Annotated in this window: 22 protein-coding genes and 1 pseudogene; 17 read left to right on the plus strand and 6 right to left on the minus strand. The window is 71.9% G+C overall.

Features of this window, described 5'->3' with window-relative positions; genetic code table 11:
• Nucleotides 1-48: 48 nt before the first annotated feature.
• Nucleotides 49-2,529, plus strand: a complete 2,481-nt coding sequence (locus I3F54_RS32375; RefSeq protein WP_240118906.1) for an HAD-IA family hydrolase — start codon at nt 49-51, stop codon at nt 2,527-2,529.
• Nucleotides 2,530-2,961: 432 nt separating this feature from the next.
• Here I3F54_RS32375 and I3F54_RS13185 read toward each other — a convergent pair whose 3' ends face one another.
• Together I3F54_RS13185 and I3F54_RS13190 are read right to left on the minus strand one after the other, a co-directional pair.
• Nucleotides 2,962-3,852, minus strand: coding sequence for a CAP domain-containing protein (locus tag I3F54_RS13185; RefSeq protein ID WP_240118907.1), 891 nt, complete (start codon nt 3,850-3,852; stop codon nt 2,962-2,964).
• Nucleotides 3,853-4,329: 477 nt separating this feature from the next.
• The gene (locus I3F54_RS13190) at nt 4,330-5,112 is read right to left on the minus strand and encodes a TetR/AcrR family transcriptional regulator (protein ID WP_240118908.1); all 783 of its coding nucleotides are present in this window, start codon (nt 5,110-5,112) and stop codon (nt 4,330-4,332) included.
• Nucleotides 5,113-5,239: 127 nt separating this feature from the next.
• On the opposite strand from I3F54_RS13190, the gene I3F54_RS13195 reads away from it, so the two are divergent.
• The gene (locus I3F54_RS13195) at nt 5,240-6,277 is read left to right on the plus strand and encodes an amidohydrolase family protein (protein WP_240118909.1); all 1,038 of its coding nucleotides are present in this window, start codon (nt 5,240-5,242) and stop codon (nt 6,275-6,277) included.
• Between the two features lie 314 nt (nt 6,278-6,591).
• Here I3F54_RS13195 and I3F54_RS13200 read toward each other — a convergent pair whose 3' ends face one another.
• A complete protein-coding gene (locus I3F54_RS13200) occupies nt 6,592-7,020 on the minus strand; it encodes a peptidase inhibitor family I36 protein (RefSeq protein ID WP_240118910.1) in 429 nt (142 codons plus the stop codon).
• Nucleotides 7,021-7,249: 229 nt separating this feature from the next.
• On the opposite strand from I3F54_RS13200, the gene I3F54_RS32380 reads away from it, so the two are divergent.
• From I3F54_RS32380 to I3F54_RS13240, 7 genes are all read left to right on the plus strand, one after another.
• Nucleotides 7,250-8,440, plus strand: coding sequence for a helix-turn-helix domain-containing protein (locus I3F54_RS32380; protein WP_240118911.1), 1,191 nt, complete (start codon nt 7,250-7,252; stop codon nt 8,438-8,440).
• 464 nt (nt 8,441-8,904) lie between these two features.
• Entirely contained in the window at nt 8,905-9,246 is a 342-nt protein-coding gene (locus I3F54_RS13215; protein ID WP_240118912.1) for a metalloregulator ArsR/SmtB family transcription factor, read from the plus strand.
• Nucleotides 9,243-10,997 carry a SulP family inorganic anion transporter gene (locus tag I3F54_RS13220; RefSeq protein ID WP_240118913.1) on the plus strand — a complete coding sequence of 585 codons (1,755 nt, stop codon included), beginning with the start codon at nt 9,243-9,245 and terminating at the stop codon, nt 10,995-10,997. Before I3F54_RS13215 ends, I3F54_RS13220 begins: the two co-directional genes overlap by 4 nt.
• Nucleotides 10,994-11,401: a pyridoxamine 5'-phosphate oxidase family protein gene (locus tag I3F54_RS13225; protein WP_240118914.1), complete on the plus strand. Its 408-nt coding sequence runs from the start codon at nt 10,994-10,996 to the stop codon at nt 11,399-11,401. Before I3F54_RS13220 ends, I3F54_RS13225 begins: the two co-directional genes overlap by 4 nt.
• Entirely contained in the window at nt 11,401-11,823 is a 423-nt protein-coding gene (locus I3F54_RS13230) for an ATP-binding protein (RefSeq protein ID WP_240118915.1), read from the plus strand. Before I3F54_RS13225 ends, I3F54_RS13230 begins: the two co-directional genes overlap by 1 nt.
• A gap of 31 nt (nt 11,824-11,854) precedes the next feature.
• Nucleotides 11,855-12,274 (plus strand): STAS domain-containing protein, encoded by a 420-nt coding sequence (locus I3F54_RS13235; RefSeq protein ID WP_240118916.1) that lies wholly within the window; start codon nt 11,855-11,857, stop codon nt 12,272-12,274.
• Nucleotides 12,275-12,288: 14 nt separating this feature from the next.
• Nucleotides 12,289-12,642 carry a zinc ribbon domain-containing protein YjdM gene (locus I3F54_RS13240; RefSeq protein ID WP_240118917.1) on the plus strand — a complete coding sequence of 118 codons (354 nt, stop codon included), beginning with the start codon at nt 12,289-12,291 and terminating at the stop codon, nt 12,640-12,642.
• 336 nt (nt 12,643-12,978) lie between these two features.
• Here the strand turns inward: I3F54_RS13240 and I3F54_RS13245 are convergent, their stop codons facing one another.
• Nucleotides 12,979-13,182 (minus strand): hypothetical protein, encoded by a 204-nt coding sequence (locus I3F54_RS13245; RefSeq protein WP_240118918.1) that lies wholly within the window; start codon nt 13,180-13,182, stop codon nt 12,979-12,981.
• Nucleotides 13,183-13,393: 211 nt separating this feature from the next.
• Between I3F54_RS13245 and I3F54_RS13250 the strand changes: the two genes are divergently transcribed.
• Nucleotides 13,394-13,744: a metalloregulator ArsR/SmtB family transcription factor gene (locus I3F54_RS13250; protein WP_240118919.1), complete on the plus strand. Its 351-nt coding sequence runs from the start codon at nt 13,394-13,396 to the stop codon at nt 13,742-13,744.
• A 184-nt stretch (nt 13,745-13,928) separates the two neighbouring features.
• Here the strand turns inward: I3F54_RS13250 and I3F54_RS13255 are convergent, their stop codons facing one another.
• The gene (locus I3F54_RS13255) at nt 13,929-14,771 is read right to left on the minus strand and encodes a GntR family transcriptional regulator (RefSeq protein WP_240118920.1); all 843 of its coding nucleotides are present in this window, start codon (nt 14,769-14,771) and stop codon (nt 13,929-13,931) included.
• Nucleotides 14,772-15,036: 265 nt separating this feature from the next.
• On the opposite strand from I3F54_RS13255, the gene I3F54_RS13260 reads away from it, so the two are divergent.
• The 5 genes from I3F54_RS13260 to I3F54_RS13280 all read left to right on the plus strand — a co-directional run bounded on the left by I3F54_RS13260 (nt 15,037) and on the right by I3F54_RS13280 (nt 21,366).
• A complete protein-coding gene (locus I3F54_RS13260) occupies nt 15,037-16,302 on the plus strand; it encodes an extracellular solute-binding protein (RefSeq protein WP_240118921.1) in 1,266 nt (421 codons plus the stop codon).
• Between the two features lie 37 nt (nt 16,303-16,339).
• On the plus strand, nt 16,340-17,329 hold the full coding sequence (locus I3F54_RS13265) for a carbohydrate ABC transporter permease (RefSeq protein ID WP_240118922.1): 990 nt from the start codon (nt 16,340-16,342) through the stop codon (nt 17,327-17,329).
• 35 nt (nt 17,330-17,364) lie between these two features.
• The gene (locus I3F54_RS13270) at nt 17,365-18,168 is read left to right on the plus strand and encodes a carbohydrate ABC transporter permease (protein ID WP_374205918.1); all 804 of its coding nucleotides are present in this window, start codon (nt 17,365-17,367) and stop codon (nt 18,166-18,168) included.
• Between the two features lie 130 nt (nt 18,169-18,298).
• A complete protein-coding gene (locus tag I3F54_RS13275) occupies nt 18,299-19,831 on the plus strand; it encodes a beta-N-acetylhexosaminidase (protein WP_240118924.1) in 1,533 nt (510 codons plus the stop codon).
• A gap of 110 nt (nt 19,832-19,941) precedes the next feature.
• On the plus strand, nt 19,942-21,366 hold the full coding sequence (locus I3F54_RS13280; RefSeq protein ID WP_240118925.1) for a cellulose binding domain-containing protein: 1,425 nt from the start codon (nt 19,942-19,944) through the stop codon (nt 21,364-21,366).
• A 346-nt stretch (nt 21,367-21,712) separates the two neighbouring features.
• Here the strand turns inward: I3F54_RS13280 and I3F54_RS13285 are convergent, their stop codons facing one another.
• On the minus strand, nt 21,713-22,567 hold the full coding sequence (locus I3F54_RS13285) for a DMT family transporter (protein WP_240118926.1): 855 nt from the start codon (nt 22,565-22,567) through the stop codon (nt 21,713-21,715).
• Nucleotides 22,568-22,931: 364 nt separating this feature from the next.
• Here I3F54_RS13285 and I3F54_RS13290 point away from each other — a divergent pair, with 364 nt between their 5' ends.
• Both I3F54_RS13290 and I3F54_RS13295 read left to right on the plus strand, forming a co-directional pair.
• Nucleotides 22,932-24,608, plus strand: a complete 1,677-nt coding sequence (locus I3F54_RS13290; RefSeq protein WP_240118927.1) for a sigma-70 family RNA polymerase sigma factor — start codon at nt 22,932-22,934, stop codon at nt 24,606-24,608.
• A 170-nt stretch (nt 24,609-24,778) separates the two neighbouring features.
• Nucleotides 24,779-24,964, plus strand: a pseudogene (locus I3F54_RS13295) (IS5/IS1182 family transposase); the annotation flags it as partial.
• Between the last annotated feature and the right edge of the window lie 101 nt (nt 24,965-25,065).

A 25,065-nucleotide genomic window follows, 5' to 3' on the forward strand; every position in this document is an offset into this window, starting at 1 on the left:
GCGTGCCGGAGGGCTCGGTGCCACGATGGTTGATGACGGGAGCGCCCCGTGTCCGGGAGGCTCAGCGTGGGAGTCGACGCCACCGCAAGCCACAGCGCGCAGAGCGAAGGCACGAGGGCCGGCCCTGTCCACGCGGTGGTGTTCGACATCGGGGGTTCGATCTACGACGACGAGCGCTTCGTCGAAGCGCTCTACCGCGCGGTCCACGAGCTGGCCGACGACTTCGACGAGAGCGCGTTCTGGTCCCTGTACGAGGCGGAGCGCGAAGGCGGGGCCGGTCTGCGCACGGCGTTCGCCCGAAGGTTCCTCCGCGACGGGGACGTCGCTCTGCTGCGCGCTCACATCGCCAGGCACTGGGCCTATCCCGTCGAGTCGCTCTACCCCGATGTGGCACCGGTGCTGCGGGCACTGGCCGACGACTACCGGCTCGGCATCCTCTCCAACTCCCCGCCGCAGGTGCGGGACGCACTGCGGCGCGACGGCCTGTCCCCGCTTTTCGGCGCCGTCGTCCTCGGCGGAGTCGACTCCGCCGAGAAGCCCGCGGCGGAGGCCTTCCGCACCGTGCTCGACCGGCTCGGCGTCCCGGCCGAGCGCGCCGTCCATGTCGGCAACCGGCTCGACGCCGACGTCCGGGGAGCGTCGCGAGCGGGGCTGCGCACCGTGTGGATGCTCCGCGGTGAGGCGCCGCCCGCCCCCGGTCGGCACGACCTGGCGCAGGCCGACGCGGTCATCACGTCGCTGACCGGCCTGCCGGCCGCGCTCTCCCGGCTGGCCGGTGACACCCCGCCCCGGCACCCGCGCCGGGCACCCGTCTCCGCCCTCGACATCACCGGTCAGTACCGCACCCGGCAGCGGCTCGCGGTCATGAACGCCGCGAGTGTCCGTCTGGGCACCACCCTGGACGTGTCGGAGACCGCGCGGGAGTTCACACGGGTGGCGGTCGACCACTTCTCCGACTTCGCCGCCGTCGACCTCTTCGAGGACGTGCTGCGCTCGGGCACCTCTCCCGCCCGGCACGGCGAGCCGCAGCTTCTGCGCGCCGCGCAGAGCTCCGTCCTGGACGACTGCCCCGAGTCCGCCGCACGCCCCGGCCTGCCCTGTCGTTACCACCCGTTGTCGCCCATGGCGCGAGCCCTGACGGCCGACACCCCGTCAGGGCACTGGGCCGACGACCGGGACGTCCGGCAATGGCTCGGGAACGATCCCCGCTACGCGGCGATCCTGCGGCTCCACCGCGTCCACTCCCTCATCACGGCGCCGCTGCTCGCCCGCGGAACGCTGCTCGGTGTCGTCCACTGCATGCGCCACCGCACCCCGGACGTGTTCGACACGGACGACATCCTGCTCGCACGGGAGATCACCACCCGGGCGGCACTAGCCATCGACAACGCCCGCCGCTACGCGCGCGAGCGCAGCACGTCCCTGGCCCTGCAGCGCAGCCTGCTCCCGCGCCGCCGTGTACGGCTCTCGGCGGCGGACATCGCCACCCGCTACGTTCCGGCGGAGTCCAGCGCGGGCGTCGGAGGCGACTGGTTCGACGTCATCCCCCTGTCGGGCGCGCGCGTGGGGCTGATGGTGGGAGACGTCGTGGGCCACGGCATCGAGGCGTCCGCGACCATGGGCCGGCTGCGCACGGCCGCGCTGACCCTGGCCGACATCGACATCCCGCCGGACGAGTTGCTGACCCATCTCGACGACCTCGTCCTCCGCCTCGACGAGGAGGAGTACGCGGCCCGGCGCGGAACACCGGCACAGCACACCCCGGTCGCCGGAGCCACCTGCCTCTACGCGGTGTACGACCCGGTGTCCCGGTGCTGCACCACCGCCCGCGCCGGGCATCCGGCGCCCGCCATCGTCTCCCCCGACGGCACGGTCCGCTTCACGGAGTCCCCGCAGGGTCCGCCGCTGGGCGTCGGCGGGCTGCCCTTCGAGACCGACTGCGTCGAACTGGCCCCGGGCAGCGTCATCGCGCTCTACACCGACGGCCTGCCGCACTCCGCAGGCCGCGACCTCGACGACGGGCTGCGGGTGCTCGGCGAGCTGCTCACCGGGCCGTCGGCCTCCCTCGAAAGCCTCTGCGACAAGGTGCTGCGCGGCTTCTCACCGGAGAAGTACGAGGACGACGCGGTCCTCCTGCTGGCGCGCACGCGGGCGCTCTCCTCCTCCCACATCGCCACTTGGGACGTGGCGGCCGACCCCGCCGACGTCGCGCGCGTCCGCCGCCTCGTCACGGAGCAGCTGGCGGACTGGGAGCTGGAGGAGCTGTCGTTCACCACCGAACTCGTGGCCAGCGAACTGGTCACCAACGCGATCCGCTACGCCCGCCCCCCGCTGACGCTGCGTCTGATCCGCGACTCCGCACTCATGTGCGAGGTGTCCGACGCCAGCAGTACCACGCCGCACATGAAACGCTCGCGCGCGTTCGACGAGGGGGGACGCGGACTTCTCCTGGTCGCCCAGCTCACACGGCGCTGGGGCACGCGGTACACGCCGGACGGCAAGACGGTCTGGGCCGAGCAGGACGTGTGAGGCGGCCGCCCGGCAGCTCCTCCCGGCCGGTCGCACGGCACCGGAACGGCAGGAGGCGATCGCGGACGGTGGCCACGGCAGCACCGGTCCGGTCGCCGCCGACCGCCGGGAACGCGGGCAGACCGCCCCCCGGCGGAAGGTGACCGTCACCGCTCGCCCGCGGGGTCGAGATCGTCGCCGCGTGTCCCGGCAGCGGCCTCGACACGACGTGCCTCGGCGCCACGGACGTCGTGGGGGGCTGGGACGGCGGGCCGCCGCCGGTCGGTCGCAAGCGGATCCCCCGCCACGTCCGCGGGTGCCGCCGGGGACGGCGTTCGTCTGCGGGGGTCCTGGACGAACGGGCCCGGTGCCTCGACCATCCGGCATGGCGGGCACGGCGGCCGTGCCGGGGTGGGCGGGTCTGCCGGACGGCCGAGGCGGGCCGGTGCGCGGTCAGTGTGCGTCGGAGAAGTTGTGCACTCCCCACCAGCCGGAGTCGTCGTGGTGGATACCCACGCCGACCTCGGTGAACGACGTGCTGGTCTGGGCCTTGTAATGGCCCGGGCTGTGGCGCCACATGGCCTGGAACTTCTCTGCGGCTTCCTGGGCGGTCATCGACTCGTCGCTCCACCAGACGATGTTCTCGCCTATCCAGGTGCGGCCGCCGGTGACCAGGTACTGCGTGTCGGAGCTGCTGGAGTGGCCGAACCCGGAGGTACGCATGTGCCGCGCCCAGCTGCGGGCGAAGTCGCTCAGGTCGGCGCGCAGGGCCAGCGGGGGCAGACCGACCGTCGCCCGCTCCGCGTTGAGCAGCCGCAGCGACATCGCCTCCGCTTCGCTGGTGCTCTGCGATGTCGAGCGGGGCCCGGGAAGCGTGGGGTCGGGGCCGACCGGGCCGCCCTTGGGCGACGCGGGTTTCGACGACGCGGTCTTCGCCGGGGCAGGGGCCGCGGGGGGAGAAGAGCGTGTCAGGGTGGCGCGGCTGCGGGCCGGCGAGGAGGCCGCACCGGAGGACGGCGAAGCGGACGGGGACGGGGTGGCCGACGGTGAGGCCGACGGTGAAGCGGACGGGGACGGGGAGAGCGTGCCCCTCGGCGGGGCGGGGTCGGACTTCGCCGTGGGGGTGGTCACGGTGGCCGTGGCCACCTCATCCGGATCCGGCCCGGTCAGCACGATCGTGCCGACCACCAGACCCGCCACGGCCGCGGTGCCGGACAGGACCGCAACCGTTCCCTTCCATCCGCGCGGGCGGCGGTGGCGGCGCTGGTCCGGGCGGTGCCCCCGCCGGGATTCCTCGTGCCCGGGCTCGTCCGGACGAGTGGGTGATTCGTTGTACAGGGGCATTGCATCGCTCCGTGGTGGTTCGGGTCTGCCGGTCTGATGTCCGGCACCTGGGAGACCGGCGGCACCCGCACGGACAACGGTTTTCCCGAGAATTCCTCGCCTTCGCCGCCCCCGCGGTGCGGTCGGCGCTGTTCGGGCGGGTGGACGGAACGAACACGGCGCGCGACCGGTCGCCCGACCGCCGTATCGCACCGTTGACCGGGCACCTCGGCGTGATCACGGAGCGGGGGGAGACGCGGCGCGTCGGCCCGTCCGGGGCCGTCGGCAGCCACGCGCGGCACGGGCGGGAAGGGGCCGACGGTCCGTTCAAAGAGGCACGGACGGGCGGCAGAGGCGCGCGGTGCAGCGGGCAGGGACTCGGGCGGCCCCGTCTCGGCGGATCCGGCCTCTGCCCGCGGCACGTTCTGTCGAGGCGTCAGTCGTTCCGAGCCCGGCAACCCTGCCTGAACGCGGTCGCTGCCGCCGGCCTCTGCACCTTCAGTCCCGGACCCGGTCGGTACTCCCCCGGTCGGTGCTGCCCGTGCGTCCGCGGGGCGGCTCCGTGGACAGTCGACCGAGCCATTCCACCATCAGTTGCCGTTCGGCGTGGCTCAGGAGGTCCTGGTCGGGCAGCGCGGCGCGCAGGGCGCGGGCGGCACCGGCGGGGCCCTCTTCCCGTACGGCCGGCACCTGGTCGGTGACGGCGGCGATCATCGCCTCGCGCAGCGCGACGAGGAGGGCGGGGTCGCGCTCGGACTCGGGAAGGGACAGCCAGGTCAGCACGGCACCGCGTGCCGTGGCGTGAATGATCTGGGCCGCGAGATCCTCCTCGACGCGCAGTCGGCCCGCGACAGCCAGGCGGCGGATGCGCTCCCTGAGGAGTTCGAGGCCGATGTGGAAGACGGCGGACCTGACGGGTTCGCCGTACATCAGCGTGTACAGCGCGGGGTTGGCCAGCCCGAACTCGACCGCGGTGTCCCAGCCGGCCCGCAGCTCCTTGAGGGGGTCCTGCGGGTCGGGGTCGATGTGCTTGGAGGCCAGGAACCGGCTGAACCCGCGTTCGGCCACGGCGTCGAGCAGTCCTTCCTTGTCGCCGAACAGCCGGTACAGGGCCGGCGGCTGAAGTCCGGCGGCGTCGGCGACCGCACGGGTGGTGACCGCATCACGACCTCCGCGCTCGAGCAGGTCGATCGCGACGTCGATGATCCGGCGACGGGTCTGCTCGCGCGCTGTGGCGCCGGGCTCCGCGACAAGCGGTCCGGCATTCGGGTCGACAGGCATGAACCAACGATATCGCCACTCGGCCACCGCCTGGCTACCACCGTTATCGCACAGGTGTTGACGTTGATATTATCGGTGGTACCTTCTATGGGATTCCACCGGAAACAACAACGCTGGGAGCGTCTCCATGCCCGAACACCTGAAGATCATCGGAGTGGAAGAGACCGTCGTCGTGCCTGCCGTCCACGAGGCGTACCGGCGGGCCGGATCACCGCGGACGCCCGCCCGCGGTTTCGGGGACGGCCCGATCGCCAGGAACCTGCGCGAGGTCGGCGCACAGCGGCTTGCCCACATGGACGACCAGGGCATCGACGTCGCCGTCCTGTCGCTGTCCTCGCCGGGCGTGCAGGACCTGCCGCAGGCCGACGCGATCGGCGTGGCCCGCGAGGCCAACGACCAACTCGCCCGGATCGTCGCCTCGCGCCCGGACCGCTTCCAGGCGTTCGCCGCGATCCCCACCCAGTCGCCGGCCGCGGCCGCGGCCGAACTGGAGCGCGCGGTGGGCGAGCTGGGCTTCCCGGGCGCCATGCTGTACGGCCGGACCGGAGACAAACCGGCCGACCACCCGCACAACGACGAGCTGTACGCCACCGCCGAGCGGTTGGGGGTGCCCCTGCACTTCCACCCGCAGACGCCGGCACAGCCGGTGATCGACGCCTACTACTCCGGCATCGGCCGGATAGGCACCTGGCTGGCAGGAGCCGGCATCGGCTGGTACTACGACCTCGGCATCCAGTACCTGCGGATGATCTTCTCGGGTGTCTTCGACCGGTTCCCCGACCTGCAAGTGATCGCCGGGCACTGGGGCGAGATCGTCATGTTCTACCTCGACCACACCGGATTCTTCGCGGAGGCCGGCGGCCTCCAGCGACCACTCGCGGACTACTTCAGGCAAAACTTCTGGGTCGCCGGCAGCGGCACCAACAGCCCCCGCTACCTTCGCTGGACCGCCGAGGTCATGGGCACCGACCGCATGCTCTACTCCACCGACTACCCCTTCACCTACGGCTTCCGCCCCGGCGGCTTCCCCTACGTCGACACCAGCAACGGCGCCGCCCGCTCCTTCCTCACCGACGCGCCCTTCACCGACCAGCAGAAAGCCGACATCGCCCACCGCAACTGGGAACGCCTCACCACCCGCACAGCCCCCCACCCGGCCCCCTGACACGCCAGGCAGCCCCTCCATTCCCCGCCTCACCCGGCTGGACGCAGGTCGCAGAGGCGCCCCCGCAGCGAACAGGCCCTTCCCCAGGGCGCCTTGCCCGAGCCGGAAGCCCCTGCCGGGACGAAGGCTTCCCGGCACCGAACCGAGACGAGGGCCCGCAAGAGAGGGAGACGCCTCGCGACGGGCCGACGGTCGCATTCCACCCGGCTGCGTCCGGTGGCGGCCGCCACCGGACGCAGCCGCTCCGGTCGGTACGCTCACCCGGGCGCACCGACCGCCGCGTTCACGTCAGGCTGCCACACGCGGTGCGCGGTTCAGCCGCAGCTGCCCGAGATCCACTTGTGGGAACGGACCTTGTAGGTCCCGGCGAGGTTGCCGCCTTGCTGCTGCCTGGTGCACCCGATCCGGTTGCTGTAGTTGGCGCCGGTGTAGTAGGCGACGCCGCTGTAGTTGCCGGTGCCGGCGTTCCACACCGACTTCACGTTCTCGGTGGCGGCCCAGGAGCACCTGATGGCGCCGTTCTGCCAGTCCGGGTCGGCCACGGACCACGCACACCTCTTGCCCGTGAAGTTGAAGCCGGTCCAGAAACAGACATCACCACTGGCGCAGTCCACCGAGGTGGCGGTGTCCGGTGCCGCCGACGCCGAGGTGGGCACGGCCAGTGCGGTGGCTGCGGCGGCGCTGACGGCGAGTACCGCGAAGAGCGGGGTGGCGCGACCGTGCCGGCGAAGGGTGAGGCGCATGAGTCTGATCTCCTCGAAGGTCGTGGGCTGGTGATCGGACGGCCCGATGCTGGCGATTCGAGACCGGAGCCGGCAACGAAGGCGGGCCGATCGGGATGCCGGGACTGCGGGACGCCGACCGCCTGCGGCGTTCCCGAGCCGTTGGGACGGCCATGGGATGCCTGCGGTGGCAGAGTGTCGGGCATGAGACGCCCGACCAACGTCCTGTCCGGTTGGTGGAGGGGGAACAGTGGCGCCTGCGTGCCCAGAGACCGAGCGGTTCGCCGCGCAACTTCGCGCTCTGAAGAGCAGATCCGGGCTGAGTTACGCAGCCCTCGCCGAAAAGTCCGGAATACCCGGATCCACGCTGCACCGGTACTGCCGGGGACGGTCCGTGCCCCAGGACTACGGAAGCGTGCACCGGCTGGCCACGGTGTGCGGTGCCGCTCCGGACGAGCTGCGGACCCTTCATCGCCTGTGGGCCCTCGCAGACGCGGCCAGGGCCCACGAGGCCGCCGAGCAGGAGGGGGCCGACGGCCCGGATCCCGCCGAGGAGGCCCGCGACCACCCGGCAGCCGGCACGGACTCCGTCATGGGCGAGGCGGCCGCGACCGCGGACCGCGGGCCGGCTGCCACGGATGACGAGAACACCGGCCCGCCCGGTGGGACCGGTGCAGCGGAAGCGGACCAAGACGGCGCCCGGGTGGCGGGCGCCCGCCCGGCACCCGGGCGAGGCGCCGGCCGCCGTCGGCTGATGACCGCTCTCCTCGCCACCGCCGCGGTCGTGGCGCTCGGCGTCTCCGCCCTGGCGCTGTCGAACGGTCGTGACGCACCCGGGACCGGGGACGGCCCGGGCGGTTCGGGCGACAGCCGGCTGCTGTTCTCGCCCGCCTGCTCGCCGGTCGTCGCCATGGGCCAGCACGACGCGTGCGCGAGGGAGGTGCAGCGACTGCTGCACGCCAAGGGTGCGGACATCGACGTCGACGGGGACTTCGGGCCGCAGACGCTCCGTCGGGTCACGGCCTTCCAGGTGCTGGCCGGCCTGCCGCCCAACGGAGTCGTGGGGGAGCCCACGAAGAAGGCGCTCTCCTCCTCACCCGTCCGCATGGACGTATGGCCGCCGGAGAGGGTGCGGCAGCGGATCCGGGAGGTGTTCCCCGAGGCACCGGACACGGCGGTGGCCATCGCCGACTGCCAGTCCTTCCTCGACCCGCTGCACATCCTCCCCAACACCAACGGCACCCGGAACTGGGGCGTCTTCCAGATCTCCGACGCCCGTCTGCGGGATCTGGACGGCACCCCGCGAAAGGCCCTGGACCCGGAGTGGAACATCCAGGCGGCCCGGCGTCTGTGGAGCCGGGAACGCGACTTCCACGACTGGCCGCACTGTGCACGGGCCGCCGGCTCCGCGCCGTCACCCTCGGCACGGCGCTCCCCGTAGTGCCTGACCCCTCGCCGGGCCGGTCGCCGACGGATGCGTCCGTCCGGTCCGGGCACCGGCCCGCGAGTCTGGCAAGGGCGACCTGCTCGACCCGCACGTGGCGTCATGCCGCGTGGTCGGCGCCCTGGAAGAACACCTGACCGTGGGACGTGTGGCCGAGCTGGCCGGCGTGACCGTCCGCACGCCGCATCACCCTCCCGCGCCCGGCCCCGTGCAGCCGTCCGCGCGGACCGCGGCCGGGAACGGCGACTGCAGCGGTGGATCACACGCCGTTGCCCGGTGGGCACGCCGACGGCGCAGGCGGCAGTCGCGGCCCGGCGGGCCTGCCCGCGATGAGACAGATGCTGAATTGCAAATTTTCGCAATTAGCTAGATGCTGTATTGACTGTGTTCGCAGGTAGCCGTGGGCACAGCCTTTGGTGGCTGCCCCGAGGCGGGGCTCTCTTCGGGGAAGTCGAGGGGTTGTGTCCGTTCCGCTGTACCAGGCCAAGGCCGAGTTCTTCCGGATGCTGGGGCATCCCGTACGCATCCGGGTGTTGGAGCTGCTCCAGGACGGACCGATGCCGGTACGGGACCTGCTGACGGCCATCGAGGTGGAGCCGTCCGGCCTGTCGCAGCAGCTGGCGGTGCTGCGTCGGTCCGGGATCGTCACCTCGACCCGGGAGGGCTCGACCGTCGTCTACGCGCTGTCGGGCGGGGACGTGGCCGAACTGCTGCGGGCCGCACGCCGCATCCTCACCGAGATGCTCACAGGGCAGGGCGAGCTGCTGGCCGAGCTGCGGGAAGCCGAGGTCACTGCGCGATGACCTCGGCGATCAGGCGGGCGACAGCCCTGTTCACCGCACTCCTGCCCACCCGTGGCGACCTGGCGGACGTGCGGCGTGCCCCCCGGCAGGATCTGCTCGCCGGACTGACCGTGGCGATGGTGGCCCTGCCCCTCGCACTCGGTTTCGGGGTCTCCTCCGGACTCGGCGCCGAGGCGGGACTGGCGACCGCGGTGGTCGCCGGGGCGCTCGCCGCGGTGTTCGGCGGGTCCAACCTCCAGGTGTCCGGGCCCACCGGCGCGATGACCGTGGTCCTGGTGCCCATCGTCGCCGAGTACGGGCCGGGCGCGGTCCTGACCGTCGGGCTGATGGCGGGCGTGATGCTCGTCGCGCTGGCGGTGCTGAAGGCGGGCAAGTACATGCGTTACGTGCCTGCCCCGGTGGTCGAGGGCTTCACTCTCGGCATCGCCTGCGTGATCGGCCTGCAGCAGATCCCGAACGCTCTCGGAGTGCCCAAGCCGGAGGGCGACCGCGTGCTGGTCGTCGCCTGGCGGGCCGTCGAGGAGTTCGTGCGGCATCCGAACGGGACGGCGGCCGCGTTCGCGGTGTCGGTGGCCGCGGTCATGCTGATCGGCGCCCGCTGGCGGCCGACCGTCCCGTTCTCCGTCCTGGCCGTCGTCGCGGCCACGATCGTCGCCCAGGTCGCGGGCCTGGACGCGGTGAAGCCGATCGGCGATCTCCCGTCCGGGCTCCCCGCGCCCTCGCTCGGCTTCCTGGAACTCGGCTCGCTCGGCACCCTGCTCGCACCGGCCGTGGCCGTGGCGGCGCTCGCGGCCCTGGAGTCCTTGCTGTCCGCCTCGGTGGCGGACGGCATGACGGTGGGGCAGAGGCACGACCCGGATCGTGAGCTGTTCGGCCAGGGGCTGGCCAACATCGCGGCGCCGCTGTTCGGCGGCGTGCCCGCGACCGGCGCGATCGCCCGCACCGCGGTCAACGTCCGTACCGGTGCCGGTTCCCGGCTGGCCGCCCTCACCCATGCCGCGGTCCTCGCCGTGATCGTCTTCGCGGCCGCGCCCCTGGTCTCGAAGATGCCGCTCGCCGCCCTCGCCGGTGTACTGCTGGCCACCGCGGTCCGTATGGTCGAGGTCGGCTCGCTCAGGGCGATGGCCAGGGCCACCCGCTCGGACGCGCTGATCCTGGTGCTCACCGCGGTCGCGACCCTGGCCCTGGACCTCGTGTACGCGGTGATCATCGGTCTGGCCGTGGCGGGTGCTCTCGCCCTGCGTGCCGTGGCCAAGGACGCCCGCCTCGAGGAGGTCCCCCTCGACCGCGGCGACCACAGTGCGGAGGAGCACGCCCTGCTCGCCGAGCACATCGTCGCCTACCGCATCGACGGGCCGCTGTTCTTCGCCGCCGCGCACCGTTTCCTGCTGGAGCTGACCGGACTGGCCGACGTACGGGTCGTCATCCTGCGCATGTCGCGGGTGTCCGCCCTGGACGCCACGGGTGCCCTGGTCCTCAAGGACGCGGTGGAGAAGCTGACGAGGCGCGGCATCCTCGTCCTGGCCTCCGGGATACGCCCCGACCAGCACCAGGTCCTCGATTCCGTCGGGGCGCTGGAGCTGCTGCGGCACGAGGGCCGGGACTACGCCACCACACCGGAGGCGATCCGGGCCGCTCGCGATCATCTGGAGGCGGTGGGAGTCCTGCCCCAGGGTGCCGCCCGGAGGCAGCAGACGGCGATCCCGAATCCGCCGGAGTCCCCCGAAGCGCGTGAGGAGCCTGTGCGATGAACCACCCCCTCGCCGCCCTGCGCATGGCCGGGCTCTCCGGTGCGGAGGCACTGTGGCTGGTGGAGGGCAGCAGCCTGGGGCGGCTGGTGTATCCGCAGCGGGGGCAGACCGTCGTACGGCCCGCCCGCCATGTGTGGGAGTGCGGATGTCTGATCGTCCGGGCCCCCGTGCAGGCGGCCGTCGTGCGGGAGGCGGTGACGTACCAGGTGGACGACATCCGTGTCGCGCCCGGCACCGGCTGGACGGTGACCCTGTCCGGCCCCGCCGAGGTGATCGCCGATCCCGACGAAGCGGGCCACTACCGGCGCACCCTCACCGGATGGACGCACGGCCCGCACGACACGGTGCTGCGCCTGCACCTCAAGACGGTCAGCGGCTTTCGCCTGATCCGTGTGGAGGCGTGATGTCCACGCAACTGGAAGCCCTCCCCCACCGGCACGTGCTCACGCTGCCGGCGGTACCGGCGGCCGTGCGCATGGCCCGTGAGACGGCCGAACTGGCCCTGGTGGAGTGGGGCATCGGTCTGCGCCATCCCGCTGTGGACCCCGCCTTGCTGATCCTGGCCGAGCTGGTGACCAACAGCGTCCGGCATGCCGCCGCCCGTTCCCCGCAGCTGACCGTCATCTACGCGGCGGGCCGGGACTGCCTGGCCCTCGCCGTCCACGACCGGCACCCCTGCCGGCCTCCGCTGCACGGCGCACTCGGCAGCGGGACCGGCGGGCTGGCCACCGTCATGGAGGTGACCCTGGGCCTCGGCGGCAGCGCGGTCGTCCGTCCGGACGCCGACGGGCGGGGCAAGAGCATCTGGATCACCCTCCCCCTCTGAACCCAGCGGGCAGCACAAGGAAGTTCACCCCATGACCATCGAGTGGCGTTACACCAGCGAGCAGGGGCTCGGCATCCTCTCCGTCGCCGGATACCTGGGCCCGGACGCGGTCCATCGCTTCGGCGGCGCGGTCGGCTGGGTCATCGCCCGCGGCAGCGGACCGATCATCCTCGACCTGACCGAGCTGCGCAGTTGGTCCGCGGAGGGCCAACTGGCCATCACCGAGGCCGCACACCGCCTCGCCGGCGCGGGCCGCAGCCTGGCACTGGCCGCCATTCCCGCCGACGGCTCGCTGGTCCCGCACGGCGACTGTCCGGACATCCCCGTCCACTGTGACCTCGCCGCCGCCCTCGCCGCCCACGCCCGGCGCCCGTCGGACCCCGAGAAAGGGCTGCAGGCGTGGCGCACCGACGGGTGGCCCGCCTCATCCGCATCTCCGCTCACCGACTGAAAGACAGCTGTGCCATGAGTGAAACTCTTCCTCCCTGCCCCGCGTGCTCCGGTACGTACGCCTACGAGATGGGTGCGCTCCTGGTGTGCCCCGAGTGCGGGCACGAGTGGTCACCGTCCGAGGAGTCCGCGCACGGCGGCTCCCGCGACAGGGTGGTCAAGGACGCGGTCGGCAACGTGCTGGCCGACGGCGACACCGTGACGGTCGTCAGGACGCTGAAGGTCAAGGGCAGCCCGACCGGCATCAAGGCGGGCACCAAGGTGCGCAACATCCGCCTCGTCGACGGCGTGGACGGCCACGACATCGACTGCAAGGTCGACGGGTTCGGCGCCATGCAGCTCAAGTCCAGCGTGGTCAAGAAGGCCTGACCGGGCACCTCGCCCTGCCCGACCGCCCGGGACGTCGTCCCGGGCGGTCTCGCGTACGGGTGACCTTCGGCCCGGGCACCGGTGGGAGGCACCGCCCCCGTCTCGCACCGGCTCGATGACGTGGGCCTCCTCGTCCGCGGCGTTCACCACGTCCTCGGCGGATGCCGTCGCGGCCGGTCGGAAGCCGGAGACACTGTCGGCGTCCGCGCCAAGAACCCCTGCGGTTGCTTCGTGCACGGCCCTCTCTGGTGGTGCACTCCCCTGGAAGCGAACTGCGGATCCGGCCGGCGTGCCCCGGTCACCCGTCCTGTCTCCCGGTCCGCCCTTCGCGCCGGGTCAGTTCCGGTGGGTACCCGCGACCGGGTCGGTGTCCCGCTCCGACCGGGCCGGACGGCCGCCGAAGGACAGCCGGAGCATCCCGGCGTTCCCACAGCGAGGGCAGCCGCCGTCCGGGCCGACGGCGGCGGGGCGGCACTTGAGACGGCAGGCGGGACACTTCAGCCAGGACACGCCGATGCCGCGCAGCGGGGTGATCCTCACGCGCCCTCCTCCATGACCTCAGGAATTGCTAATATTAGCAATTCCTGAGGTCGCCACCACCGCACTCCGAGCCCCCGGCCCCGGGTGCGGGTTCGGCGTGGCCACTGCCGCAGGCGAGGATGGGCCACATGTTCTTGACGAGTGGATGGACGCGATGCGCCGAGCTCCGGCCGATGGTGCCGTGCTGCAGTCTCGGAGAGGAGACGGCACGGTGAGCACACCGCTGTACCAACTGAAGGCCGAGTTCTTCAAGACGCTGGGCCATCCGGCCCGTATCCGGGTCCTGGAGTTGCTGAGCGAGCGCGAGCACGCGGTCGCGGAGATGCTGCCCGAGGTGGGAATCGAGCCCGCGCACCTGTCCCAGCAGCTGGCCGTGCTACGCCGGGCCAACCTGGTCAAGACGCGCAAGGAGGGCTCGACCGTGTACTACTCGCTGACCAGCCCACAGGTCGCGGAGCTGCTGCGGGTCGCACGGGCCATCCTGTCCGGCTTGCTCGCCGGGCAGGCCGAACTCCTGGCCGATCTGCAGGCCACACAGGGCGGGACGAGGCCGGCTTCGTAGCGACGGCCCCGCTCGGCGACCGGCTTCCCCGCCGGTCTCGACGGCACCGCCCCGGGACCGCTCGCCGATGTCACGGGCACCCGGCGGGTTCCGTCGACGGCCCGCGTCCGCAGCCGGCCACGGACGCCCGGCCGCACGGCACCCGCGCCGGCACTCCCACGGCGCCGACGAGGTGAGGCCGGGGTCAACGAGCCGGCTGCACGTCCCCTCTGGTCGTGTGGGCGAGGGGTTCCCGCTGGGTGAGGACGCCGGGCGGGATTCCCGGGAGATGGGCCGCCCCACCGGCGGGTTCGGGGGCGGTGGGCCCCAGGGCCAGGCGGGAGACGATGCGGTAGCGGTCGCCCCGGTAGACGGAGTGGACGTACTCGACAGGCTGGTGGGCGGTGTCACGGGTGAGTCGCTCGAAGAGCAGCGCGGGCGACAGGTGCGGAATGCCGAGGTGCCTGGACTCCGCCTGGCTGACCACCGTCGGCTCGATGGTCTGCACCGCCTCGCTCACCTGGATTCCGTGCCGGTCACGGAGATGGTCGTACAGGTCACCGGCCTCCAGCTCCCGTGCGGTCAGGGCGGGAGCCAGGTCGGCCCGGATGTGCAGGTGCTCGATGGCCATGGGCGCACCGTCCACGAGCCGCAGCCTGGCCGCGTAGACGATGTCGGCCGCGGGTGACAGGTGGAGCTTGCGCCCGACCCGGGCGCCGGCGGCGATGGTGGTGAACTCCAGCAGACGGCTCGACCAGATGCCGGAGGCCCGGGGAACGGCCATGGCCCGCTGGTCGGAGACGAGTTCCTGGATGATCTTCTCGGGCGCCACGAACATCCCACGGCCGTGCTCGCGCACGAGGAGACCCGCGGCGACGAGCTCGTCGACGGCCGCCCGGAGTGTGGGCCGGGAGACGTTCAGGGTGGCGCACAGGGACCGCTCGGACGGAATGGCGTCTCCGGGGCGGAGTGCCTCCATGAGTTCCAGGATGTAGTCGCGGACGCGTTCGCGCTTGAGGACCGCTCCCGACCCGCCACCTGTGCTCATGTGCCGCTCCCGCCCCGCTGCAGTGTGCTTCCCCGGCCACGTGCCCCGATCTAACCACCGATGGACCACTGGTCAGGTGCAGTGTAGACGGTTTCACCCCTCGCCGTCAGAGATCACCCACATCGGGATGCCCAAAAGGCGTGTGAACGTGAGGGGTTGACGCCTCGATTGGTCTATGCCACCTTCAACGACCAACAAGAGGTCACCTATCCAGTTACCGAACTGGTCAGGTTGCCTGGTGCTCTCTCCTCCCCAAGGGTGAACTGTGAAGCTCCGTACGCTCGCATCTGTCTGCGCACTGGTGATCGCCGGCGGCCTCACCGCCTGCAGCAGCTCCGGTTCCTCCGGCGCCTCCGCCGGGGGCAGGACCACCGTCGACGTCTGGCTCATGAGGGACAGCATCTCGGGGAAATTCCAGAAGGAGTTCGTGGCGGGCTTCGAGTCGGCGCACCCGGACATCGACGTCAAGGTGCAGATCCAGGAGTGGGACGGCATCGGCGAGAAGGTCACCGCCGCGCTCGCCAGCAACGACGCCCCCGACGTCATCGAGACGGGCAACACCCAGGTCGCCCGGTTCGCGCAGAGCGGCGGGCTGCTCGACCTCAGCGACAGGGTTGGGGAGCTCGGGGGCCGGGACTGGCTGCGCGGACTGGCCGAGCCCGGTGCGTACGACGGCAAGCAGTACGGCATCCCGTACTACGCCGCCAACCGTGTCGTGATCTACCGCACCGACCTGTTCCGGAAGGCCGGCATCGACCCGGCGGCCATCAAGACGCGCGACCAGTGGATCGCCGCGACGAAGAAGCTCAACTCCGCCGGCACCCAGGGCATCTATCTGCCGGGCCAGATGTGGTACGCGCTGGCCGGGTTCATCTGGGACGAGGGCGGCGACCTGGCCAGCCGGTCCGGGGACTCCTGGCGGGGAACGCTCGACACCCCCGAAGCGCTGGCCGGTATGGACTTCTACCAGCGGCTCCAGGCGCTGGGACGAGGCCCCCGGGACTCCGACGAGGCGGAGCCGCCACAGGCCGAGGTCATGGCCAAGGGGCAGGTGGCGCAGATCATCTCCACACCCGGTGGCGCCGGCGCCGTCATCGAGAACAACCCCGAGCTGGAGGGCAGGCTCGGCTTCTTCCCCATCCCGGGCAAGACCGCGGCCAAGCCCGGCTCCGTCTTCATCGGTGGCTCCGACCTCGTCATTCCCGTGGCGTCCGGCAAGCACGAGGCCGCGTACACCTTCATCAGGGAACTCACCGGCGAGGTATGGCAGCGCAAGCTCGCCGTCGCCATGAGCTACGTGCCGAACAAGACAACCCTGGCCGACGCGGTCGCCTCCGACCCCGGCACCTCCGCCATGGCCGCCGGCGCCGCCGTCGGCCGGGCGACTCCGAACACCCCCGGCTGGGCCGCGGTCGAAGCCAAGAACCCGATCAAGGACTACATGACAGCCGTACTCACCGGTGCCGACACCCGGACCGAGGCCGTCAAGGCGTCCGAGGCGATCACCACCGCCATGAAGTCCGGTTCCTGAGCCCTCTGTTCCCGGCAGACCGAAAGGAGACGACGCCGTGCCGGTCACCCGCGAACGCACCGCGACGCGCCCTCCGCCCAGCCGGCGCCCCGCCCGGCGGCTCACCTCCCCGGTCCGGGCCGCGCGGCCACGGCTCGCCGCCGGTGGCGCATGGCCCTACCTGCTCGTCGCACCGACCGTGCTGGGCATGCTGTACCTGCTCGTCTACCCCCTGGCACGCACCGTCCTGATCTCGCTCCAGGACTTCCAGCTGCGTCAGCTCATCCGGGGCGACGCCCGGTTCGTGGGGTTGCGCAACTACGAGACGCTGTTGTCGGACCCCCGCTTCTGGCAGGTCGTACGCCGCACGTTCCTCTTCATGACCGTCAACGTCGTCCTGATCATGCTGCTCTCCGCCCTGGTGGCCCTGGTGATCGAACGGCTCGGCCGGATCGGTCGCACCGCCGTACTCAGCGCGCTCGTGCTCACCTGGGCGACGCCGGTCCTCGCGGCCACCACGGTCTTCCAGTGGCTGTTCCACTCGGAGTTCGGCATCGTCAACTGGGCCCTCAAGGAACTGGGGTTCGCCTCGTTCGACCGCTATCCCTGGTTCGCCCACGGCCCGGCCGCCTTCGTGATCCTGGTCGTCCTGATCGTCTGGCAGTCCGTACCGTTCGCGGCCATCACCCTGCACTCGGCCCTCACGACGGTGCCGGCGGAGCTGTACGAGTCGGCGCGCATCGACGGCGCCTCGGCCCCGCGCATCTTCCGCACGATCACCTTCCCGCTGATCCGGCCGATCTTCATGCTGGTGCTGTCGCTGGAGGTCATCTGGACCTTCAAGGCCTTCGTGCAGATCTGGGTGATGACCAACGGCGGACCGGGCGACGCGACGACGATCCTGCCCGTGTACGCCGTCCAGACCGCACTCGCGAGTCAGCGCTACGACCTCGGTTCGGCGGTCTCCGTGATCACCGTCCTGATGATGGCGGCCGTACTCGTCCTCTACTTCCGTCAGCTCTTCCGTCAGGAGGGCGAGGCCCTGTGACCCCGGTTCGCCGCCCGCGTCTACGACGCCTTCCGGTGCACGCCGCCGCCGGGACGACGATCGCGGTCTGCCTCTTCCCCGTCTACTGGATGGTCGCCACCGCGTTCAAGCCCAATCGGGACATCCAGTCCGGCACACCGCGGCTCCTGCCCCGGGCATGGACACTCGACCACTTCCGCACCGCCGTCGACGCCGACGGGTTCGGGCTGTTCTGGCGCAACAGCATCCTGGTCACCCTGGCCGCCGTGCTGCTCGCCCTGGTCGTGGCACTCGGCGCGTCCTTCGCCGTGGCCCGCATGCGCTGGCGCGGCCGTCGCGCGTTCATCCTCATGGTGTTCATCGCGCAGATGGCACCCTGGGAAGCGCTGATCATCCCCGTCTACATCATCTCCCGCGACACGGGCATGCTCGACCGGCTCCCCACCCTCACACTGATCTACTTCATGATGACGCTGCCGTTCACCATCGTGGTGCTGCGCGGGTTCATCGCCGCCATCCCGCCGGAACTGGAGGAGGCCGCCCGGGTCGACGGATGCACCCGGTCGGCGGCCTTCCGCCACATCGCCTTCCCGCTGCTCGCTCCCGGGCTGATGGCCACCTCCCTCTTCGGCTACATCACGGCCTGGAACGAGTTCACCTACGCCAACTTCCTGATCATCAAGCACCAGGGCAGCCGCACACTGCCGGTCTGGCTGTCCTCCTTCCAGAACGTCTTCGGCACCGACTGGGGCGCCACCATGGCTGCCTCCACGCTGTTCGCGCTGCCCGCCCTGGCCGTGTTCCTCCTGCTCCAACGTCACGTCACCGCCGGATTCGCCGCCGGCGCCGTCAAGGGCTGACCCACCCGCACCCGACCCCGCCGCCCCGCCGCCCCGGCGGTCCGGCGGTCCGCCGGCTCCACCGGCACTCGCCCGGCCCTTCCCGCTGCGCGGCCCCTCGGAGACAACCGTGCCCTCACAGGAGACGTCCGTGTCCCCCCACCCGCTGCCCACCACCGCGCTCGTGCCCCGGCCCGCCAGGATCCGGACCAGGCCCGGACGCTTCACCTTCGACACCGGCACACGCCTGCGCGTCGGCGAGGGAGCCGAACCCGCGGCCCGGCTGCTGCGCACCCTCCTCTCCCCCGCCACCGGACTGCCCCTTGCTCCCGCCGCCGACGGTACCGTCGCCCTCGCCCTCGACCCGGCCCTGAGCGGCCTCGGCGGCGAGGGGTACGGGCTGTCGGTCGGGCCGCGGTCGGTCCTGCTGCGCGCCGCTCGCCTCGGCGGCCTCCTGCACGGGGTGCAGACGCTCCGTCAGCTCCTGCCCGTACCGGCCCTGGCGCGCCGACCGCAGGCCGGGGTGGACTGGTCCGTCCCCTGCACGGAGATCACCGACGCGCCCCGGCACCCCTGGCGCGGGGCCATGCTCGACGTGGCCCGTCACTTCCAGCCCGCCGCGTACCTGCACCGCTACGTCGACCTCCTCGCCCTGCACAAGATCAACGTCTTCCACCTGCATCTGACCGACGACCAGGGATGGCGCATGCCCGTGGCGGCCTACCCCAAGCTCACCGAGATCGGCGGCCACCGCGCACGGTCCGCGACCGACGCCACGGGCGACCACTACGACGGAACGGCGCACTCCGGCTCGTACACACGCGCCGAGCTGACCGCTCTGGTGGAGTACGCGTCCGCCCGCGGAGTCACGGTCGTGCCCGAGATCGAGATGCCCGGGCACGTCCGGGCCGCCCTGGCCGCGTACCCGCGCCTGGGCAACGATCCCGGCCGGACGCTGGACGTGTGGACCCGCTGGGGAGTGTGCGACACCGTCCTCGGCGTGCACGAGGACGTCTTCCACTTCTGCCGAACCGTGCTCGACGAGGTCATGGACGTCTTCCCCTCCCCGTACATCCACGTCGGCGGGGACGAGTGCCCGCTCACCGAGTGGGAGCGCAGCCCCGAGGCCACGGCGCGCATGCGGGACGAAGGCCTCGACGGACCCGCGGCTCTGCACGGCTGGTTCCTCGACCGGGTGGGGAGGTTCCTCGGCTCGAACGGCCGGCGTCCGGTCGGCTGGGCCGAGACCGGGACGGAACTGCCCGAGGACTTCGTCGTCATGGCCTGGCGGGACCCCCTGCACGCGCTGGCGGCCGCCGACCGGGGACAGGACGTGATCAACGCCCACTACCGGGCCACGTACCTCGACTACCCCCAGAGCACCGCCCCCCATGAGCCCCGCACCCAAGCCGGTGCCGTCGTGAGCCTGCGGGACGTCCACGACAACGACCCGATACCCGCGGGGGCCTCCCCGGACAGCGCCGCTCACGTGCTCGGCACCCAGACCCAGCTGTGGACCGAGTACGCGGCCAGCCCCGACCGTCTCGACTATCTCACCTTCCCCCGACTGTGCGCCCTGGCCGACCGCGGCTGGAGCGGCCCCACCGAATGGGAGGACTTCTGCTCCCGCCTGCGACACCACACCACCCGGCTGGACGCGCTCGAGGTCCGCCGCCATCCCTGACACCCCGGTCCTCCCCGACCGTCCTCGGCGTCCTCGGCCCTCCTCCCCGCCACTCCGGCGGGCCTACCCGAACCGACATCCCCACCACCCCATCCCGGAAAGGACTCGGAATGACCTCCCGAACCCGCCCGACCTCGCTGCGCACGGCGGTGGCGACGGCCGCGGCCGTCGCCACCGCCGCAGCCGGCCTCGCCGCGCTGCCCGCCACCGCAAGCGCCGCCACCGACGACGTCACGGTCCAGTACCGGACCAGCGCCACGGGCGCGACGGCGGACCAGACCGAACCCTGGTTCAGGATCAGGAACACCGGGGACGGCACGGTCCAGCTCAGCGCCGTGAAGATCCGCTACTACTTCAAGGCCGACAGCTCCGGCACCTCGTACCGCTTCGCGTGTTCCTGGGCGGTCAGGGGCTGCAGCAACATCACCGGAGCCTTCGGCACCCTGTCCAGCCCCACGGCGACCGCCGACCGCTACCTGGAGATCGGCTTCACCCCGGGTGCGGGCAGTCTCACGCCCGGCGCCGACACCGGGGACATGCAGCTGCGCTTCTACCGGTCGGACTGGCAGAGGCTGCAGCAGAGCGACGACTACTCGTTCGGCCCCTCGCAGACGGCCTACGCCGACTGGCCGAAGGTCACCGCCCGGCTGTCCGGCACGACGGTCTGGGGCACCGCCCCCGAGGGCAACGATCCGACGGATCCGCCCACCGAGCCGCCCACCGGCGGCCAGACCCTGTTCGACGACTTCAACTACACCGGCTCAGGCGACCCGAGGATCTCGTCGAACGGCTGGAACGTACGGTCCAACTCCGGCGGTCCGGGGGTCCCCGGCGCGACCTGGGCCCCGGAGAACGTCACCTTCGCCGTCTCCGGCGGCAACTCGGTGATGAACCTCCGTTCACAGACGGCGGGAACCGCGGCAACCACCAAGCAGACCGAGGTGCTCACCAAGGCGACGAAGTTCAAGAACGGCACCTACGCGGCCCGGGTGAAGTTCTCCGACGCGCCCGTGTCCGGGCCCGACGGCGACCGCGTCGTCCAGACGTTCTTCACCATCAACGACCTCAAGGCCCCGATGGCCGACGACTACTCGGAGTACGACTTCGAGTACCTCCCCAACGGGGGCTGGGGCGAGCCGTCCCACATCCTCTACACGACGTCCTGGGAGACGTACAACCCCGACCCGTGGCAGGCGGTCAACCAGCACTCGCAGGTCCGGCAGAGCTACGCCGGCTGGCACGACCTGGTGCTGACCATCGACGACAGCGCCATCAGGTACTACATCGACGGCCAGCTGTTCGGCACGCACGACGCCGCGTATCTGCCCGAGCGACCCATGTCGATCAACTTCAACCAGTGGCTGATCGACCTGGCCGGGCAGCCCAGCACCACGCCCCGCTCGTACGACGAGCAGGTCGACTACGTGCTCCACGTCAGGGACCGGGTCCTGACGCCTGCTCAGGTAGCCGCCATGGTCGCGTCGTACCGCGCCGCGGGCACGACGTTCGAGGACACGGTCCCGAACGGCCGATGAGTGACATGCACCTGCCGGACCGGCCAACGGCTGAGAGGGCCTGGCCGTGTCCGGCGCGATCACGGCGGTCGGGGCCGTCCAGGACGGCCCCGACCGCTGCGGCTGCATCCTGACGGGAGTGTCGGCACCGGTCCCGGCCGCAAGCGTGGCCAGGCGCTCTTCCCCCGCGAGCCGAGCCCCCTGGAAGCTCCCGTGAGCGGCTGAGTGCCTTCCCGCGGCGCGCCGCCTCACCGACGGCGGCGGGTCCGTCGGCTCGTACGGCCGGACGGCCGGACGGCCGGACGGCGAGGACCATCTCGTACGTGCCGTCGGCGCCCGTCGGTCAGCCCGTCGAGGACGGCACGTGCTACAACGCCTCCGCCTCGCTCCTGGCCAGGGCGAGCACTCCGGCGACGATCAGCCCGACCCCGAACGCCAGTGGCAGCAGCCACCAGCCGCCCCGCACCCGTTCCTCGTACACCAGCACACCGAGCAGAAGGCTCACCGTGGCGTCCCCCAGGGTGAGCGCGGGCTGTGAAGCGATCAGGGGCCCGCCCTGCATCGCGTGTTCCAGCAGGAGCATGGCGCACACCCCGCTCGCAGCGAAGGCGTACGTCTGCCACGAGGTCAGGAACGCACCGATACCGCCATCGGTGAGGATGTGCACCGCGGTCTTCATCAGACCGGCCGTGAGGGCGAAGCAGATCGCGGTGGCCGTACCGAGACACGCGGCACGGAGCCGGCCCGGAGGGCGCTTCAGCCCTGCGAGGGCCAGCAGGACGACGGCGCCCGCGCAGGCGACCAGCACGGGAAGCCAGCGGTCGATGGACACATGCGTACGGTTGCCTGCCGGCGCGGCGGACCACAGCGCAAGGCCCAGCCCCGCGACGACGACGAGCAGTTGGAGCAGCAACGTGCCGGAAGGGCGGCGGCGTTGCATCAGCGAGGCGAACAGCAGGGCCAGCGGCAGTTCCAGGACGAACAGCGGCTGAACGAGCGACAGCGGACCGGTCGCCAGTGCGACCGCCTGCCACACACCGGCCGCGATCACCGTCAGCATGCCCGCCAGCCAGACGGGTCGTCGCAGCAGATCGAGGATCAGTCCGGGGCGGAACCCCTTGGACTGCGGCACGGTGAGTGCGGCCCGGCGCTGCAGCACGGTGGCGAGCGCGTTGCTGAGTGCGGCCAGCAGTGCGAAAAGAGTCGGCAGGACGATCCCCATGCTCTCATCCTTCGCGAACCCGCCCTCCGCCCACCCCGGCGACACGGCCCCTCGTCCATGATCTGACACGAAGTCCGGGAGGATCGCGGTCCATCCGGGGCCGGCCGGAGTCGCGGACCTCGATACCCGCCGGGACTCCTTGCGGGCCCGGCCGGAGGGTCGTTCGGCGGCGCCCGGTGCCGTCCGTACGGGGACGGTGGGGGCGCTTCGGGCCGGTCACTGTGATTTCTTGCCTTGTGGGATCCGCCCCGTGCGGCGAGTCTCGGGTCGAACGGGTCTCCGAAAAGTTGTTATCGGAAGCTCGCCGGGGGGTCTCCCATGTGTCGGGCAGTACCGTCCGGCACCGAGGACAGGGAAGCTTCTGATGAGTACACAGCACACGGTGGAGTCGGCGGCGCTGGTCACCGCGGCCCGAGCAGGCGACTCAGCGGCCCAGGACGCTCTGGTCGGCGCGTACCTCCCGCTGGTCTACAACATCGTGGGCCGTGCCTTGAACGGTTCCGTCGACGTCGACGACGTCGTGCAGGACACCATGCTCCGTGCCCTGAACTCCCTGGGTGGGCTGCGCAGCCCCGACAGCTTCCGCTCCTGGCTCGTGACCATCGCGATGAACCAGGTCCGCGCGCACTGGCAGGCCCGGCAGTCCGCGCCGGGCGCCGTGGAGGAAGCCCGGGACCTCGCGGACCCGGGCGCCGACTTCGTGGACCTGACCATGGTGCGGCTGCAGCTGTCCGGCCAGCGCCGGGAGACCGCGCGGGCCACACGCTGGCTGGAGCCCGACGACCGGGCGCTGTTGTCGCTGTGGTGGCTGGAGTGCGCCGGCGAACTGACCCGCGCCGAGGTCACCGCGGCGCTGGAGATGTCCCCTCAGCACACCGCGGTCCGGGTGCAGCGGATGAAGGCCCAGCTGGAGGCGGGCCGTGTGGTGGTCCGGGCGCTGGAGGCGCAGCCGCCGTGCCGGGAACTGAGTGGCGTGCTGGCGTGCTGGGACGGCAGGCCGTCGGCACTGTGGCGCAAGCGAATAGCCCGGCACGCCCGCTCCTGCATGCGGTGCTCCGGTCTGTGGAGCGGGCTCATGCCCGCCGAGGGGCTCCTGGCCGGCCTGGCGCTGGTCCCCGTGTCGGCGGCGCTGCTCACGAAGGGGGGCCGGGCGGCGGACGGCATCGGCCTGGCGGGTTCGGCGTCCCCGGCGGCAGCAGCCGCCTCCGCTCATCCGGACGCGGATGCCGTTGCAGACGCCGGCGCGGGTCGTACGCGCTCCGGACACCGCGCCGCGGGTGGCCGCCGTTCCACGTCCCGCAGCGCGTCACGCCGACGCCGGCGCGTGCGGCGCCGGGCCATCGGCGGCGCGGTCGTGGCGGCCTGCGTCGCGGGCGGCGGCCTGTGGTACTTCGGGACCGGCCCCGGAACGGGCGACGGGGAGACGACCGCGAGCCGGCCCGCCGACGGCCCCGTGGTGGACCTGTCCGCCACGCGCACCGTCGAGGCGGCATCGCCGACCGTCACGAACTCACCGAGCCCCACCGCCCCGGCCACGAAGAAGCCCAGCCCCACCCCGACCACTCCCCGCCCCACGAAGAGGCCCTCCTCCCCCTCGCCCACCCCCCGGCCGACCAAGAAACCCTCCGCCGCGGCGCCGCAGGCCGGACCGACCCCTTCCGGCACCGTGGGCCAGGTCGTCGCACTGGTCAACAAAGAGCGGGCCAAGGCAGGTTGCGGGCCGCTCACGGAGGACTCCCAGCTGGACAAGGCGGCCCTGGCCCACTCCGACGACATGGCCGCCCGCGGCTTCTTCGACCACACCAACCCCGACGGCGTCGGTCCCGGGCAGCGCATCACGGACGCCGGCTACCGCTGGTCCTCCTACGGGGAGAACATCGCCCAGGGGCAGCAGACGCCCCAGGCGGTCATGGATGCGTGGATGAACAGCCCCGGTCACCGGGCCAACATCCTGAACTGCTCCTTCAAGAACCTCGGGGTGGGCGTCCACCAGGGCTCGGGCGGCCCGTGGTGGACCCAGGACTTCGGCAGCAGACTCTGACGCCGACCACCGTCCGGCCTCTGCGGCGGCCGGGGCCCGGAAAGCGCCCGCTGGGCCGCTCCCTCCCCCCTCTCCCGCCCCGGCCTCGACCGTCGCACCGGGCGGTCCCGCCTCGGCACGGCCACAGCAGTCCGGACTCGGCCCCGGTTCCTCCACCCCGGTGGCCGACCCGACTGCCCTGGGCCTCACCGGCCCCGCCCGGCGCCGTCCACGACGTCCGCGCTGCCCGCGAACACGGCACCGTCGACGCTCTCGCAGAAGCCGGGCGGCTCCTCCGCCCACTGCGGTGCTCGACCACCCGGATCACCAGCCTCCCCCAGACTGTCCTCACCCTTCATCTGACCAGCTCAGAGTGAGGGCAGAAAAGGCCCATTGACGTCTACTGCCGGATTTGACGAACTACCGGCAACCTCCCGGCCCTGGGGCAAGGCCCGTTCTCCGGAACGACGGAACCGGC

It is taken from the genome of Streptomyces sp. MUM 2J (genome assembly GCF_022414535.1).
GTDB lineage: Bacteria > Actinomycetota > Actinomycetes > Streptomycetales > Streptomycetaceae > Streptomyces.

Coding starts and splice junctions, on each gene's coding strand:
- I3F54_RS13200 (WP_240118910.1), bottom strand. CDS start 7,020: ATGCGCCTCACCCTTCGCCGGCACGGTCGCGCCACCCCGCTCTTCGCG.
- I3F54_RS13220 (WP_240118913.1), top strand. CDS start 9,243: ATGACCTCGGCGATCAGGCGGGCGACAGCCCTGTTCACCGCACTCCTG.
- I3F54_RS13255 (WP_240118920.1), bottom strand. CDS start 14,771: ATGAGCACAGGTGGCGGGTCGGGAGCGGTCCTCAAGCGCGAACGCGTC.
- I3F54_RS13185 (WP_240118907.1), bottom strand. CDS start 3,852: ATGCCCCTGTACAACGAATCACCCACTCGTCCGGACGAGCCCGGGCAC.
- I3F54_RS13285 (WP_240118926.1), bottom strand. CDS start 22,567: ATGGGGATCGTCCTGCCGACTCTTTTCGCACTGCTGGCCGCACTCAGC.
- I3F54_RS13240 (WP_240118917.1), top strand. CDS start 12,289: ATGAGTGAAACTCTTCCTCCCTGCCCCGCGTGCTCCGGTACGTACGCC.
- I3F54_RS13195 (WP_240118909.1), top strand. CDS start 5,240: ATGCCCGAACACCTGAAGATCATCGGAGTGGAAGAGACCGTCGTCGTG.
- I3F54_RS13290 (WP_240118927.1), top strand. CDS start 22,932: ATGAGTACACAGCACACGGTGGAGTCGGCGGCGCTGGTCACCGCGGCC.
- I3F54_RS13225 (WP_240118914.1), top strand. CDS start 10,994: ATGAACCACCCCCTCGCCGCCCTGCGCATGGCCGGGCTCTCCGGTGCG.
- I3F54_RS13230 (WP_240118915.1), top strand. CDS start 11,401: ATGTCCACGCAACTGGAAGCCCTCCCCCACCGGCACGTGCTCACGCTG.
- I3F54_RS13190 (WP_240118908.1), bottom strand. CDS start 5,112: ATGCCTGTCGACCCGAATGCCGGACCGCTTGTCGCGGAGCCCGGCGCC.
- I3F54_RS13280 (WP_240118925.1), top strand. CDS start 19,942: ATGACCTCCCGAACCCGCCCGACCTCGCTGCGCACGGCGGTGGCGACG.
- I3F54_RS13235 (WP_240118916.1), top strand. CDS start 11,855: ATGACCATCGAGTGGCGTTACACCAGCGAGCAGGGGCTCGGCATCCTC.